Source organism: Bradyrhizobium sp. WYCCWR 13022, from assembly GCF_030435535.1.
Taxonomy (GTDB): domain Bacteria; phylum Pseudomonadota; class Alphaproteobacteria; order Rhizobiales; family Xanthobacteraceae; genus Bradyrhizobium.
Genome location: NZ_JAUIZJ010000014.1, coordinates 26,682 through 43,064 on the forward strand (window position 1 = coordinate 26,682; position 16,383 = coordinate 43,064).

General features: G+C 57.8%; 8 protein-coding genes and 2 pseudogenes. 8 read left to right on the plus strand and 2 right to left on the minus strand.

The genetic code is table 11. The features are described 5' to 3' along the window. Positions 1-1,300 precede the first annotated feature (1,300 nt). On the minus strand, positions 1,301-1,912 hold the full coding sequence (locus tag QY049_RS21160) for a hypothetical protein (protein WP_128929914.1): 612 nt from the start codon (positions 1,910-1,912) through the stop codon (positions 1,301-1,303). A 1,642-nt stretch (positions 1,913-3,554) separates the two neighbouring features. Between QY049_RS21160 and QY049_RS21165 the strand changes: the two genes are divergently transcribed. Beyond that, positions 3,555-4,664 (plus strand): glycoside hydrolase family 28 protein, encoded by a 1,110-nt coding sequence (locus QY049_RS21165; RefSeq protein ID WP_232995663.1) that lies wholly within the window; start codon positions 3,555-3,557, stop codon positions 4,662-4,664. A gap of 213 nt (positions 4,665-4,877) precedes the next feature. Here QY049_RS21165 and QY049_RS21170 read toward each other — a convergent pair whose 3' ends face one another. Beyond that, a complete protein-coding gene (locus QY049_RS21170; RefSeq protein WP_128930193.1) occupies positions 4,878-5,852 on the minus strand; it encodes a pectinesterase family protein in 975 nt (324 codons plus the stop codon). A 262-nt stretch (positions 5,853-6,114) separates the two neighbouring features. Between QY049_RS21170 and QY049_RS21175 the strand changes: the two genes are divergently transcribed. The 7 genes and pseudogenes from QY049_RS21175 (at position 6,115) to nifE (ending at position 16,377) form a co-directional block, all read left to right on the plus strand. Beyond that, entirely contained in the window at positions 6,115-6,426 is a 312-nt protein-coding gene (locus QY049_RS21175; protein ID WP_128929916.1) for a transposase, read from the plus strand. 140 nt (positions 6,427-6,566) lie between these two features. After that, positions 6,567-7,656, plus strand: a pseudogene (locus QY049_RS21180) (IS110 family transposase). A gap of 27 nt (positions 7,657-7,683) precedes the next feature. Beyond that, positions 7,684-8,550: pseudogene (locus QY049_RS21185) on the plus strand (IS3 family transposase); the annotation flags it as partial. Between the two features lie 1,596 nt (positions 8,551-10,146). Then, positions 10,147-10,977, plus strand: a complete 831-nt coding sequence (locus QY049_RS21190) for an SDR family NAD(P)-dependent oxidoreductase (protein ID WP_232995639.1) — start codon at positions 10,147-10,149, stop codon at positions 10,975-10,977. Positions 10,978-11,564: 587 nt separating this feature from the next. Then, on the plus strand, positions 11,565-13,067 hold the full coding sequence (gene nifD, locus QY049_RS21195; protein WP_128929919.1) for a nitrogenase molybdenum-iron protein alpha chain: 1,503 nt from the start codon (positions 11,565-11,567) through the stop codon (positions 13,065-13,067). An 85-nt stretch (positions 13,068-13,152) separates the two neighbouring features. Next, positions 13,153-14,697: a nitrogenase molybdenum-iron protein subunit beta gene (gene nifK, locus QY049_RS21200; RefSeq protein ID WP_128929920.1), complete on the plus strand. Its 1,545-nt coding sequence runs from the start codon at positions 13,153-13,155 to the stop codon at positions 14,695-14,697. Positions 14,698-14,814: 117 nt separating this feature from the next. Next, positions 14,815-16,377 (plus strand): nitrogenase iron-molybdenum cofactor biosynthesis protein NifE, encoded by a 1,563-nt coding sequence (nifE, locus tag QY049_RS21205; RefSeq protein ID WP_128929921.1) that lies wholly within the window; start codon positions 14,815-14,817, stop codon positions 16,375-16,377. The last annotated feature ends 6 nt before the right edge of the window (positions 16,378-16,383 follow it).

Genomic DNA, 16,383 nt, shown 5'->3' on the forward strand with positions numbered 1-16,383 from the left:
TTTGTAGGTCGCAAGTCGACGACTTCGAGTGCTACCGAGAGGGTATGGCTCGAACGGTTGCTTAGTGGGCCATCGTAACCTGATTGAATCCATCTGCACGGACGATGACCATCAATTCATTGATCCCGGTTTATCGACCGCACGGCCAATCCAAACCACGAGCAGCGCCCCTGTTTGTGGAGCCGCCCGATCTGGCTCACGATGCCCGGTACATCGCCCAAAGATAACACCATTGCGGCCTCGCGCGTCTCGTCTCGAACTGCTCATTTGCTTCACATCGTACAATCTCTCGCTGCGTCCGATTCAACCCCTCTCTTAACCAACTGAGCACATTTGTAAGCAGCCGTGCCCGCGCCCCACACTCGCCGCCCCGGTTCAACGAGCCGGCACCTCAGAGAGTTCTCAACGGCCACCATCATTGCCTCGGGAGCTGTATCTCGCAATCAACAGCCAGCACCGGCCACGTTGGCCTGACTATAGCGCCCGCTTTTCGCAATGCCCTTTCGCTCGGACCTACACTTAGATCGGCGCGGGTCGTGGACAGAGCGCACAGCTGATCCGTTGGATCTGCGCAGGATCTTCTTGATTCTCTCGTTACGTCACGTTGTACGCATCATTCGCCGAATTGCGAAAGGGACACTTCGATGCTTCAGCAGAAATTCACGTTCATCGGGAGCACGCGATCGCGTCAACTTCCATCGCCACTCTCCATTGATCGGCGTGCTTACAACTCAGGTGGGCACGAGCCACGTTCTGACAGTGTGCGCGAGGAGGCGCAGTACGTCTGGCAATTGTGCCTTTCCCCTCAAGAGCGGATAACGTACATTCGAAACAATCGCTCGTATTTTGCTTTTGACAGCTATCGAGAGATGATCGAGGTTGTCCGCGGCCGTCGCTTCAGCGGTTGCGCGCCGCAACTTGTGAATTGGCGCCGCCGATTCAGAGCGGGAGTATGGCGCTTCGCCGCACTGTACTGCCTTGCGACATGGATATTTATTTTTTTTGCTCTCCGCTTGCTTCTCTCCTGATGGCAATACTGCGAGGTTTCCGATCCATAGACCATGAGCGGGCGTACGGCCGTCCGCTCTGAAGCGATTCTCCAGAGAGCCAGGGAGGAGGCGGCGATCCAACATGCGCAGCACCGGAGCGCAGAAAGGTTGTCTGCCCGCTACGACACTATGCGATTGCAACCCGCCCTGCCCAGTCGACTAACAGAAAACGTCAAAGCCGAGCACATCGGCATCTCCTCACAACGCGAGCAATCGCGGCTGCGCTACTTCGGAAACGATGTTAGGTACAGTCACATCTCTTCGGCGGCGGCAGCAATCGCAGCGACGCACTTGATGAAACGATTAAACTCGACTTTGGTTTCAGATGTCCGGCCGAGGATAAGTTTAGCTATATCTGTTCTATGGCATTGCGTCCGCAAACTCGGAGTTAACGCCGATACCGCTTTGTCAAAAAGATGGCCCAATCTCAAGAGCCTTTCCGGCTCATAGATGTCGCTCATTTCTACCGGAGCACGGTTAGCGAAGCGATCCGTCGCCTCAGTAGTGACGCATTTGACTTTGGAAACAATCCCGAGCTGCGCGAGTATGAGTTGATTTGTCAACTCAGTGAGATGGCGGGTTGCTTCGCCTGGCGCTTCACCTCCGCCCACTAACCTGCCAATCTCCGCAACTTGCGCTTCGATATTTTGCCTGAGACGTTCCTGAGAATCGCTCGGGTCAGCCGCATCAGGCGGGTCAGCAAGCGATTCGAGGTGGGGCCGCCGGGAAGGTAAGGGGCTTGTAAACAGTCGCCACCACGACAGATAGTGCCTCAGTTTCGGCAACCACAACGTTAAGGCCTGATCTCCCATGCTGATTTGTTCCGCCGAGGTCGAGTTTCTGGTACTGTTCATCATCATCATCACGTCCACCCGTTATATGGTTCTGTACCAGGACGCGCGCCGTGAGTGAAACGGCTAGTCAGCGTATAACGCACGCCATGCGGCCCCTGCGACCTGAGTACCAGGCTTGATCGACATCAGTGAAATCGATTGTTCTGATAGAGCGCATTCATATTCTGAATTGGTCGGCCGCACTGACATCGAGGCCATGCAGCGAACGCCTCCTCCCACCCGCTCGCGTCTGCCTTTCCCCCAAGACACGCTTTTTGCAAATATGGCAGAACAAATGGTGGTGCAGCATTGCGAGCATGGCCAGCGCTATGCAGTGTTTGGTCCAAGGCGCTCTACGGACGCAGGGAGCGGCGCTGGCCGTAGCTCTGATCCGCCGCAATCGCATTCGAGCGATTAGGGCCGTAACCTCCTGTCCGCGCCAACGTAACTCGTCACGATCTCTCGATCGCTCCGAACCTGATCGCGCTCGACTTCACCACCACAGCTCCACACCGGCTCTGGCTGGCTGACATCACCTATATCCCGCCTGTCGAGTGCCGGCTGTATCGCGCCGCCATCACCGACCGGTTCGGCCGCAAGATGGTCGATCGGCCCATGTGCTATCACATGCGGGCTAACTCCCCTGTGCTGTGATAACGACGATCCGCCAGCAGCCTCTGACGGACTGATCCATGATTGAGGTCGGAGCGAGCAGTACGTTCCACATATCGCGTGCGGAGCCCTGCGGCTGCGGGCTGTACCCGATCGACGCGCCACAAGGGCGACTGCTTCTACAATGCTTTGATGGAGAGCTTGTCCACCACCCTGCCGAGCTCGTTCACGATCGTCAGGAGGAGACTCGTGCCGATGCACCGCGTGTATATCTCCGCGTTCGTTCGTGACTGCTACATTCCCGCCCGGCTCCATTCCACCATCGGATCGCCCCTCCGATCATCGCCTCAAAAGCCAAAGTGGCTACGATCCATCATTTAAATGGGCCCCATCCAAACACTCAATTTTACTAAGCTCGGACAAACGCGCATACGCGAGACGGGCATTCGACAAGCTGCGCGGGGCGCGACCCAGCTGTTTTCTGATCGGTCACTTGAGGGACTTCGATGCAAGCCAATTGCGTAAATAGGTCGTACCCTCCGGGTGACTGCGACGGGCAGACCGGAAGACAAAGGCAAATACGGTCATAGTATGCGGACGTAGCAGTACATTCGGATGGCTAAATGACCCGCCAGCGATTTCGTTCGACTCCGGGAATAGGGAGACGTCTGCGGTCGTCGCTTTCCACCAGCGCACTTCCGCCGGATGGCCATCCGTTTCACCACGCGGCAATTGCACCCGCATCTACAGGTTACGAGACTTGCACAGCCGTAGCGACCGCCCGCACTTGCCTGCCTATGAAACCAATGGAGTGGCAATGGCCGCCCGTTTCCGCTACCTAGCCGCAGTTTTCATACTTGCGGTCGGGCTGCTTTCCGCCGCGTCTCAGGCAAAGGATCGCCGCAATGTTCGCGAACCGGCCGCGCCTAAAGGGGTATGCGCGCGCCTAGACCCGTCAGGTGGAAATGACACTGCCAGATTGCAAGCCGCCATAGACCATTGCGTCCCAAGCGCCGCCGTATATCTAGGCCCAGGGCCGTTCCTTTCGGGTCCAATCGAAATGAAGTCCGGCACAACACTGTGGCTCGCTGGGGGCGCGATACTGACGGCTGTAGCCGACCCAAAAGCATACCAAAAGAGCTCGGGAAGCTGTGGCCACATCGATCGGAGCGGTGATGGCTGTCGGCCCCTCATCAGTTTCACGAAGACTAAAGGCGGCGGTCTCTATGGATACGGTACAATAGACGGCGGAGGCGGGACCTTGATGGCGGGCACGGCTGAGACTTGGTGGCAACTGGCCCGTCGTGCACAAAGTGAGGGCGCAAAACAAAACGCGCCTCGATTGATCCAAATGGACCGTGCTGAGGACGTCTCTGTTCATGGCATCACCTTGCGCAACGCAGCAAACTTTCACATTGCGATGAGCCACGTGGAACGTGCTACCATCTGGGCGGTCATCATTGATACACCCGCTGATGCCCGCAATACCGACGGAATAGACCCAGCCGCAAGCGAGGATGTGACGATAATCCACTCCTTTATCCGCACCGGAGACGACAATATCGCGATCAAGGCTGGCACAAGCGGCCCTGCACGCCACATTTCCATTTTAGACAACCAATTCGGCTGGGGGCACGGCATGTCGATTGGTAGCGAACTGAATTCCGGTGTCAGTGACGTGCTGGTTCGCAACCTGACCTTGGACGGCACGACATTTGGTCTGCGCATTAAAAGCGATCCCAGCCGAGGCGGCTTAGTTGAGCGGGTTAATTACGAGAATATATGTATGAGAAATAACAAATGGCCCATACACTTCGACACGCGCTACGGCCCCTTCGCTGGCAATAACTTGCCACTTTATCAACAGATCGTCCTAAGGCACGTCTATGGGACTGATGGTACGCTCGTAATGCGAGGCTTTGATCAACAGCATCCGCTCGATATTGCGATGGAAGATGTGCGCTTTTCTCCCCGCGCAACTTGGCAAGTGGAGAATGCAACAGTGACCGCGGTCAATGTATTTCCATCTCCGCCAGGTGCCGCCGCTACTCCACATTACGGCGCATCGAACCCGTGCGTAGTTGCCTTCCGCCCGTTCCCTGAAGCCACCAGTAGCAAAAACGGTGGCATTGAGCGCGACCCTCGGGCCGCAGCTCCAATCGATCGCTGACGATCACAAAGGATTGGCCGGTGTAAAAGCCGGATTGCATGGTTGCGGTCAGCTTCGTACCCGCCGTGCTTGGTACGCAACTCGCACCAGTGCTTCCTGATACTCACGCTCCCACACAGATGGTCCCAATTCGGGCCCGCCAAGACAGCCCGTCTGCAGGCCTGTCGCTAATCGGCACCGGCGCGCTGCTATTGCGGGCACTCCCGCTGCGTTCTATCGCGCTTGCGGGATCCAGCTCGTATCGTGCGAGAAGAATGTCTGGAGCGACCATTGCATTGCCTCCCGATCGCTTAGCTGGCGCGCATATCTTTCTCTTCCTCTAGGATCGGCACCAGTACCGGAGGATCTGTATTCAGCATAGTAGGCGTTCATTAAGCGGCGGCTCTTGCCCGGGTCCCATTCCACCCACCCCTCAGCCATGACCGGCGCATTAATCTGCGACGATAAGAAGATCACCGCAGCATAGGGACGCCATGGACGCCCAAGAGCAATGTCGCGCGCGCCCTTGTCGGCTGTCAGCGTGCAATGATCAAACACAAAGGCGCTGTCTTCGTCCGGGAAGGCTCTGCTTTGTGCGGTATAGACGACTGCGTGGTTTGCAACACCGTGTAGCTCACATTGCCTAAAGTAGGCCTTGGCGTTACCAAATATAAAATCGATATGGCCTTCGACGTAGCAGTTTACGAAGAACTGACGACTGGCGTTCCTGTTCGGCCCCTTGTTGACAAACAATGTGTCTTGCGCACCAAGTATTCTGACGTTTGCAAAAACATCCTTGTCGCCGGTGACAGAAAGTGCCACTGCCTGAGATGCTGGATTGCCCGAATTGGCAGAATAGTCGTTCCAAACAGTCAGATTTTCGAGCCGGAAGTTATCGCCCGACGCATCTAAGGTCGCGGAACGGACAGTCCCACCCGCAGTGACGGCGCTATCACCGTAGACAATCACCGCTTCATCCGGCCCACCACCGGCGCCCTTGATATTGACATTGGGTTTCGTCACTCTAACCTTTCCGCGATAGGTACCCGGCGCGACTACTATACTTCCACCAGCCTGAGGTAGCGCGTCTACCGCGTCTTGTATTGACCTATACGCGCCCTTTTCAGATAACGATACCTTCAGTTGCTCGGCATCGCCTGAGCGAACACTCGCAATCGTTGCCATTAATGCGACGACGCACAACACCATCTTCAACTCGATCTCCTCCTGTTTTGGCTTGCGGTGGGGCTTGATTATCCGCTTGCCTGGAATAGCGCAATGACACTGCTCGCGACCACTCTCCCAACCGGCTGAGCTACTCGTCGAACATGGCCGCGCGTATGTGGCGCACTTTAGATTCACGTGACTAGCTAGTCATCTGGAACGCAAGTTCGTCACATTAGTTGATAGCTGAACTTCCTCCCGAATGAGTGGACACCTGTAGTAGGCTCGTTGAGCCTGGAGGTGTTGAATGGAACGTGCACGACGGTCGTTTACTGAAGAGTACAAGCGCGAGGCGGCAGGATTGGTGGTGTCGAGCGGCCGCTCGATCGGGTCGGTCGCCAAGGAGCTCGGTCTGCGCGACTCAGTGCTGCGGCGCTGGGTCGATAAGCTCCGGCGCGAGCCGGCATCGGCGGCGTGGCGCCCCACCACGCAGGCGACGCCGATGTCGGCGGACCAGGCTTCGGAACTCGCCTTGCTGCGCCAGGAGAACGAGCGGCTGCGGATGGAACGCGACATTTTAAAAAACTGTCCAGCGTCGTGGCGCGCCTGCGCGGGATAGAAACAGCCTTGTGCTATCATTTAGCTCGGAGGGTAGCGGCCGGAGAGTGGTGACGCCGTTTCGACGGCGATCCCGATTAGGAAGATGACAAATTGGCATAGCCCAGACCCTCCAGCCCATCATCGGACGGAGGAGTTGCGATGCCTAACAGGACAACCGACCGCGGCCCGGACCTAAAGCTGGTCAACCTCGGCGCGGCCGCTATCGATATCGGATCAAAGATGCACATGGCCGCGGTAAACCCGGCCTGCACCGACAAGCCAGTGCGTGCATTCGGCACATTCACGCAAGACCTGCATGAACTGGCGGACTGGTTCAAGATGTGCGGCGTGACCAGTGTCGCGATGGAATCCACTGGGGTCTATTGGATCCCAGTCTACGAGATCCTAGAACAGCGCGGGTTTGAGGTCATTCTGGTCAACGCGCGGTACGCCAAGATTGTACCTGGCCGTAAAACCGATCTCAGCGATGCCGCTTGGTTACGCCAGCTCCACTCCTATGGCCTGTTACGGGGCAGCTTCCGACCCGATGCCGAGATCGCAACGTTGCGAGCCTATCTACGCCAGCGCGAGCGGCTCGTGGAATATGCTGCCGCCCATATCCAACATATGCAAAAGGCTCTGATGGAGATGAACCTGCAGCTCCATCATGTTGTGTCGGATATCACCGGCGCGACCGGCATGCGGATTATCCGAGCCATTGTTGCAGGCGAACGCAATCCCGACCTCCTGGCAACCTATCGGGACGTGCGCTGCCACTCATCGATCGAGACGATCCGCGCAGCGCTCGTAGGCAATGACCGCCACGAACATGTTTTCGCGTTAGCTCAATCACTGGAGCTCTACGACGTTTATCAGGCAAAGATGCTCGACTGTGATCGCAAGCTCGAAGTCCTGATCAGTGCATTGAACACCAAAGGAGCAAGACCGGTCGGAAACCTAGCCAAGCCGCGCGTAAAGACCAAGCAGGTCAACATCCCCACCTTCGATGTCAGGACCGCACTGTACGGAGTGCTGGGCGTCGATTGAGGCGGTGACGGCGACGGCTCGCAAGATTGCGGTTTTATTCTACAACACACTCCGGCACGGCATGAGCTACAAGGATCCTGGCGCCGACCAATATGAGCAGCAATATCGTAGCCGCGTCCTCGCCAACCTACAGCGCCGGGCGAAATCGCTAGGCTTCGTGTTGCAGGCCCTCCCGGGCGACGCCAATCCGGCTGTTTCTTAGGAAGTCGATCGCGATCTTTGCCGGAACCCGGACATGAGCTTTCGCTTCATCGAGGACCATCGCGACACCTATCCGGTGCGGCTGATGTGCGCCGTGCTCGAGGTCTCGCCGGCCGGCTACTACGCTTGGCGCGACCGCCCCGTGAGTGAGCGGACAAAATCCCATGCCGCGCTGCTGGCCGAGATACGGCAGGTCCATCAGGACAGCAGCGGCCGCTACGGCAGTCCGCGCGTCCATGCCGCCCTGCGCAGGCAGGGACGCAGCGCCAGCCGCGGCCGGATCGAGCGGACGATGCGCCGGCATGGCATCCGCGCCATCACCGCAAAGCCACGCCGTGTGCGCACCACCGACAGCCATCACGACCTGCCGGTCGCACCGAACCTGATCGCGCGCGACTTCACGGCGGAAGCCCCGAACCGGGTCTGGCTCGGCGACATCACCTACATCCCGACCGCCGAGGGATGGCTTTATCTGGCCGCCGTCATGGATCTGTTCAGCCGAAAGATCGTCCGCTGGGCCATGCGCGATCACATGCACGTCGAGCTCGCCTCCGCAGCCCTGACGATGGCAATCCGGGAGCGGCGGCCGCAGGCCGGATTGATCTGCCACACCGACCGGGGTGTGCAGTACGCTTCGCACGCTTATCGCAGCACCCTTATGGAGGCCGGCATGACGGCATCAATGAGCCGCAGGGCCGATTGCTACGACAACGCCCCGATGGAAAGCTTCTTCCATACCCTGAAGACCGAGCTCGTCCATCATCGCAACTACAAGACCCGCGCCGAAGCTCAACGCGATATCTTCGCCTTCATCGAGGGATTCTATAACCGGACAAGGCTCCATTCCGCACTCGGATATATCCCCCCGATCGAGATGGAGCTAAAAGCCGCTTAACCCGTCCACTTTATCGGGGGAAGATCAGATCCAGGTCAATGTGTTGGGCGCCGAACGTCGGCGGGATAGAGTTACTTCGAGTAGGTCTGCCCGGTCGAGGAAATCTTGCAGGCCGGGGAGAGGGTCTGCGGCATCATGCGGCTGGGATGGCTCATAGGTTCTGTTCACATGGTGTCGGATAACGCCCTATCGATCAGGACGGCGCAAATGACTTACATGCTAGCAGGCATCGGCTGGCGGAGTTCCACATTGAGTTAGCAGCCGCAGAGCGCAGGCTGAGCGCGGACTCTGTCGCTTCTTGCATTTTGGTGAATCCCACCGCGTCCAATTGCTTATTCACTGCGTCGCACAAATGTAGATCGCGACGCTGTTCGGGATCCCGTTCCCACCCCGAAAGCGGCGCTGGCAGCCGAGCGTGCGAAGGTTTGGCGATCGGCGCTGAGCCGTTCGCTGTGGCCTACGCCCAACAGCTACCTTACGGAAGAATGTCGGAACCAAAAGAACTCGAGCCATTTTCTGCGGCCACCACAATGTCTGAAGATCCTCGGCATTCATTCAGTTCCCGAGAACTGCCGGGCGCCGGGCCGGCCTTAGCGAGGCACCTATGTTGTATGCCGCATGAGAGCTCAAGCCCGCCGAACTCCCTGGGAAGCAGCGATCATCACTGCAGGATCGATGCGCCTTTGAAGACTGCTCAGAGACGTTCGGCGGATTTTGCCGGCGCGACGATCACGATGTTCGCGCGCCGGGGACCTTCAGATTGCCGATTGCAAGACACAATCGGTGGCTTGATCGGCGCAATAGCAAAATGGCAGCTCCTGGCTCGACGAACCCACGGCTTGACATCTGTACTACTAGCGCCACTCTTTCCGCTCGCTGGCCTCCGGCCCAAAGCAGCTTTTTTAATAGACAACTGTGAGACCTTCTCACTTATGATCAAAACGCCGATTGGCCATTCCACGCCCACGCGTCGAGCCTATCTAGCCGTCACTTGCACATGAACTTCGCCTCCAGCCGAGCTCTCAATGATTGCGCTTCAAAAGCACAAGGCCATAGCGGTCGGCCGGCTTGTCCGCAAGTCAGCGGCAACAACATCTTTGTGCAGCAGGAGACGGCCGTGATGCCAAGACATACACAACTACCAGGAACGAAGGCGGACACCCGATGGCATCGATGACGGTGCGTCGGGACGCTGCGGAGAAACTCTCTCGCTCGTGTCCTCGGGCGTCCTGTAGCGACCGCTGCGGCGCCGGGTACGCCAGCGTGACCCGAATCGGCGCTTACCAGTAAGCTGACAGGATCATACCCAATGAGCGCCGGTTTTCAGTTTCATGTAGCGGCCGTGCCGTGCCGTCTAGACGCCGTTCTGTTCAAGCGGGATCTGTCGACGAGCCTCGCTTGTTGGAGTGTGATGACGCGGCACGCCACGCTCCGAATCAAAGCGGCCCGCCTCGTCCTACACTCTACATGTCGCGTAAGCGACATCGAGCCGCGCACATCGCGACTACCGGCCAGGAGACGCGTGGCCCGGGTCCTGCAGGGCCACCTGCTAGCATCATTAGAGTGCGCCCGCCGAGGCGCTATCAGGAGCTTCGCGTGACCCTCAATCTGCTGGACCGCCAAAATGTAACAGATGGCGCGCCAGCGCCCGCCGCGTGCCCATCTAGCAATAAGCGGCGCACTCAAAATGCCGAGGGGAAGACGCTCGTATTGACTGGTGCTTCCCGCGGTATAGGCCACGCGACCGGCAAATTGTTTTCGGCAGCTGGATGGCGGATCATCACGTGTTCTCGGCAGCCATTCGAGGGTAGCCGTTGTCCTTGGGAAGCAGGATTGGACAACCATATTCAAGCCGAACTTAGCGACTCTCGAGCGTTGCAGCACGCGATCGCGGAGATCAAGGAGCGGCTCAATGGCGGCCCTCTGCATGCGCTTATCAACAATGCGGGCATTTCCCCGAAGGCCGCTGACGGCACCCGATTAAATTCGCTGAACACTCCGGTCGACACCTGGAAGAGCGTGTTCCATGTCAATTTGCTCGCACCCATCATGTTCTCGCAGGGGCTCTTCCATCAGCTAACGCTCGCTTCTGGTGCAATCGTGAACGTCACCTCGATCGCCGGATCGAGAGTGCATCCGTATGCCGGTACTGCCTATGCGACATCAAAGGCGGCACTTTCGTGCTTGACCCGCGAGATGGCGCATGACTATGCGCCTTACGGGATTCGCGTCAATGCTATTGCACCAGGCGAGATCAAGACAGACATTCTGTCGCCGGAGACAGAAACCAATTTGATCCCAACTATCCCGATGCACCGGGTCGGAACACCGGACGAGGTCGCGAAGGTTATCTTCTTCCTTTGCTCGGAGGCTGCCAGCTATGTCACAGGTGCCGAAGTGCCTGCAAATGGAGGGCAGCATGTGTGATCAGACACCAAGAAGAGTTACTCACGCGCGATCGATTAATTGGCAGCTCCCGCATGGAGCGTTGAGCGCTCGCGTTACTCCCGACTAGCAATTCCTGATTCCGCAGTTTCGATCCAACGGCCACGCCGTACGAGCCAGGATAGCGCCGTTGCTCGCACGCCGCGGCGCGACCGCGATGGCACGCCTCTCGCCTGAGAGATACCACGTTTTGGCCCACGTTCCATTCCGGCCGCAGGAACATTTTTTATGAGCTGCCACATAGACGCTAGCCCCGATGCCCAAGGGGCGGCGGCCAGAAGGTGAAATTTATTAAGCGCGGCCTTTATAAAACAAGTCCCGCTAATATGGCTCGACGGGGCATGTCACATTTCGAACAATGCTACGAGTAAGAACATATCAGCACGCGGCTACGTCCACTTTGCGACAATCGGGTGCATCGACGCTGTCTGCCTCCGACCTTTTTCCTTCCTATCCGTCGGCACACTTGTTGCAAACGCCTTCTAATGCAGCCTCGCGTTAATAGATCGCCAGAAGCGCGCGCCGCGCAAGGCGCCCGATCGTTCAAGCACCGCATCCGAGGAATTCGTATGAGCATAGTCACTACCCAGAGCGCCGCGGAGATGAAGGCCCGCAACAAGCAACTGATCGATGAGGCCTTAAAAATCTACCCGGAAAAGACCGCCAAGCGCCGCGCCAAACACCTGAACGTACACGAGGCGGGTAAGCACGATTGCGGGGTTAAGTCGAACCTGAAGTCGATCCCCGGAGTAATGACGACTCGCGGCTGTGCATACGCTGGCTCCAAGGGGGTCGTGTGGGGCCCGATCAAGGACATGATTAACATCAGCCACGGTCCGGTCGGCTGCGGCCAATATTCCTGGGCTGCACGCCGCAATTACTACATAGGCAAGACCGGAATCGACAGCTTCGTCACCATGCAGTTCACCTCCGACTTCCAGGAGAAAGACATCGTGTTTGGCGGCGACAAGAAGCTCGGTAAGGTCATTGACGAACTTCAGGAGCTCTTTCCGCTCAACCACGGCATTACGATTCAGTCCGAGTGCCCGATCGGCCTTATCGGCGACGACATCGAGGCTGTGTCGAAGGCGAAGTCAAAGGAACACAATGGCAAGACCATTGTACCGGTTCGCTGCGAAGGGTTTCGCGGCGTCTCGCAGTCGCTTGGCCACCACATCGCCAACGATGCGCTGCGGGACTGGATCCTGGACAGAGTGTCGCCGGAAGCGACACCCGCGTTCGAGTCAACGCCCTACGATGTCACGATCATCGGCGACTACAATATCGGTGGGGACGCTTGGTCATCGCGTATCCTGCTCGAAGAGATGGGCCTGCGTGTGATTGCGCAATGGTCCGGCGACGGCAGCCTCGCCGAACTGGAAGCAACGCCCAGGGCGAAGCTCAACCTATTGCACTGCTACCGTTCGATGAACTACATCTCCCGACACATGGAGGAAAAGTTCGGCATTCCATGGTGCGAGTACAACTTCTTTGGCCCTTCCAAGATCGCCGATTCGCTGCGCAAAATTGCCAGCTTCTTCGACGAACGCATCAAGGAAGGTGCCGAGCGTGTGATCGCCAAGTACCAGCCGCTGATGGCCTCGGTAATTGAGAAGTACCGCCCCCGCCTCCAGGGCAAGACAGTGATGCTGTTCGTCGGCGGCTTGCGTCCCCGCCACGTAATCGGCGCCTATGAGGACCTTGGTATGGAGGTCGTAGGAACGGGCTACGAATTCGGCCATCATGACGACTACCAGCGCACTGCTCAGCACTACTTAAAGGACGGCACACTGATCTATGACGACGTCACGGGCTACGAGTTTGAGCGTTTCGTCGAGACCATTCAGCCAGATCTCGTCGGCTCCGGCATAAAGGAGAAGTACGTCTTCCAGAAAATGGGCATTCCATTCCGTCAAATGCACTCCTGGGACTATTCCGGTCCTTATCACGGCTATGACGGCTTCGCGATCTTCGCTCGTGACATGGACATGGCAATAAACTCGCCCGTCTGGAAGAAACTCAAGGCACCTTGGAAGGATACTCCAGCGCCAGGCCTAATGGCCGCGGAATAAAGGAATGCACAGATCTGGCTCCGCCTATGCGAGAAGGCGGGCCAACCTAGTCGATAAACCAATCGCCGAAAAGGAGAGTGCCGCGTTGACACAGAATGCCGAACACGTCCTCGATCACTTGGATCTATTCCGAGGTCCGGAATATCAGCAAATGCTCGCCAAAAAGAAGGCGCTGTTCGAGAACCCGCATGACCAAAGGGAAGTCGAGCGGATCAGCGAATGGTCAAAGACGCGAGAATACCGCGAGAAGAACTTCGCGCGTGAAGCATTGACTGTGAACCCCGCCAAGGCCTGCCAGCCACTCGGTGCGGTGTTCGCTGCCTCCGGTTTTGAGGGCACGCTGCCCTTCGTTCACGGCTCACAGGGTTGCGTCGCATACTACCGAAGTCATCTTTCGAGACACTTTAAGGAGCCAAGCTCCTGCGTCTCTTCCTCGATGACTGAGGACGCCGGGGTGTTCGGTGGTCTAAACAACATGATTGACGGGCTCGCTAACGCTTACAACATATACAAGCCCAAGATGATCGCGGTTTCCACCACGTGCATGGCCGAAGTGATCGGGGATGACCTGAACGCCTTCATCAAGACAGCGAAGGAGAAGGGGTCAGTCCCGGCACAATATGATGTTCCCTTCGCTCATACACCTGCCTTTGTCGGCAGCCACGTGACCGGGTATGACAATGCGCTGAAGAGCATCCTTGAGCACTTCTGGGATGGCAAGGCAGGCACCGCCTCCAAACTAGAGCGCAAGGTGAACGGCAAGATTAATTTCATCGGTGGGTTCGACGGGTACACGGTCGGGAACATCCGGGAAATTAAGCGCGTCTTCGAGTTGATGGGAATCGAATATACTATACTCGCCGACAACAGCGATGTCTTCGATACTCCGACCGACGGCGAGTTCCGCATGTATGATGGCGGCACCACGCTGGAGGACGCGGCTAACGCGATCCATGCCAAAGCCACGATCTCCATGCAGCAACACTGCACCGAGAAGACACTGTCCTTCGTCGAGGGGCACGGTCATGAGGTTGCCGCCTTCAACTACCCCATCGGTGTCAGCGCGACGGACGAATTCCTAATGACTGTGTCCCGCATGACCGGCAAGCCGATCGCGAAGGCATTGGAGCGGGAGCGCGGCCGTCTCGTGGACGCCATGGCAGACTCCAGTGCGTATCTGCACGGCAAGAAGTTCGCGATCTACGGCGATCCGGATCTCTGCTACGGGCTCTCTTCATTCCTCCTGGAGCTCGGTGCAGAGCCGGCTCATGTGCTGTCTACGAATGGTGGCAAGGCTTGGGCAGAGAAAATGGAGGAACTGTTTGTTAGTTCACTGTTTGGCAAGAACTGCTCTGCATATCCCGGCAAAGATCTCTGGCACATGCGCTCCCTATTATGCACTGAGCCGGTCGATTACCTGATTGGCAACACCTACGGGAAGTACCTCGAGCGCGATACCGGGACGCCACTGATCCGCATCGGTTTCCCTGTGTTCGATCGGCACCATCAACATCGGTATCCCGTCTGGGGTTATCAGGGCGGCATAAACGTTCTTGTCAAGATACTGGACAAGGTCCTGGACCAGATGGACAGGACTGGAGCGGACTATAGCTTTGATATCATCCGCTGACGTAAATGATTTGGTCTAGCGCCGGCCAGAGCAGGGTCGACGGCCGGTGTCTAGCCAGAAAGATCCACGTCGCGGCACAAGGCTCGCGCGGCGGGTCGAAGAAAATAGGAGATACGTATGAGCGTCGACACGTCCGCCATCGAGGACGTCTTCAACGAGCCGGGTTGTGGCAGAAACGACAACAAGACGGCGGCCGAACGTACTATGGGGTGCACTAGGCAGTTGAAGCCAGGAGAGGCGGGCGGCGGATGCGCATTCGACGGCGCCAAAATCGCGCTACAGCCGTTCACCGACGTTGCGCATCTGGTCCACGGCCCAATCGCCTGCGAGGGCAATTCCTGGGACAACCGAGGCAGCGCCTCCTCAGGCTCCGATCTCTGGCGCCGAAGCTTCACGACCGACATGAACGAAACCGATGTAATCTTTGGCGGCGAAAAGCGCCTTTATCAAGCGATCGGGGAGGTGATCGGCAAGTTCGATCCGCCGGCTGTCTTTGTTTACCAAACCTGCGTGCCAGCCGCGATTGGCGACGACATCAAGGCCGTGTGCAAGGCTGCCGTGGCCAAGTTCGGTAAGCCTATCATTCCTGTAAATTCGCCGGGGTTCGTCGGGTCCAAGAACCTCGGAAACAAGCTTGCCGGCGAGGCGCTGCTTGAGCATGTGATCGGCACTGAGGAACCGGACTATACCACTCCCTACGACATCAATATCATCGGCGAATACAACTTGTCCGGCGAGTTCTGGCAGATCAAACCGCTGCTCGATGAACTTGGCATCCGCATCCTTTCTTGTATCTCCGGCGATGGGAAATATCACGAGCTGGCCTGTTCGCATCGCGCAAAGGCTGCGATGCTAGTGTGTTCCAAGGCGATGATAAACGTCGCCCGTAAGATGGAGGAACGCTACGGCATTCCCTACTTCGAGGGCTCGTTCTACGGCGTGCAGGATTCCAGCAACTCCTTGCGGACGATCGCGCGCATGCTGATCGAGCGCGGCGCGCCGCTGGAGCTTGGAGGGCGTACCGAGGCTGTCATCATGCGTGAGGAAGCAAGGGTACGCGCGGCGATCGAGCGCTTCAAACCACGATTCAAGGGTAAGAAGGTTCTGTTGATCACCGGCGGTGTTAAGTCGTGGTCGGTGGTCGCGGCGCTGCAGGAGGCCGGTCTAGAGATCGCCGGCACCTCCGTGAAGAAGTCCACCAAAGAGGACAAAGACCGCATCAAGGAGCTGATGGGCCGGCACGCCCTTATGATCGAGGAAGCGGCGCCGCGCGACATCTACAAAATGTTGATGAACTCCCGGGCTGATATGATGCTCTCCGGCGGCAAGTCGCAGTTCGTCGCGCTGAAGGCGATGATACCTTGGCTTGACATCAACCAGGAGCGTTCTCAGGCGTACATGGGGTATATTGGCATGGTCAAGCTGATGGAGGAGATTGATAAGGCGCTCTACAATCCAATATGGACCCAACTACGCCGTCCCGCGCCTTGGGACGAAGCGGAGGTCAATCGGCAGACCAACATCCCGCACACGGATTCGCACGCCGCAGAGAATTCCACCGCCGTGCGAGGTCATTCCAGCGCCGCCGGATTCAAGGAACGCGCCAATGCCTCGGGCAGGTGGGTCGTTGGGCACATTTCCGCTGCGCAGGCAACATGCGCCGTCCAGGCGTCGGAATAGGGCGTC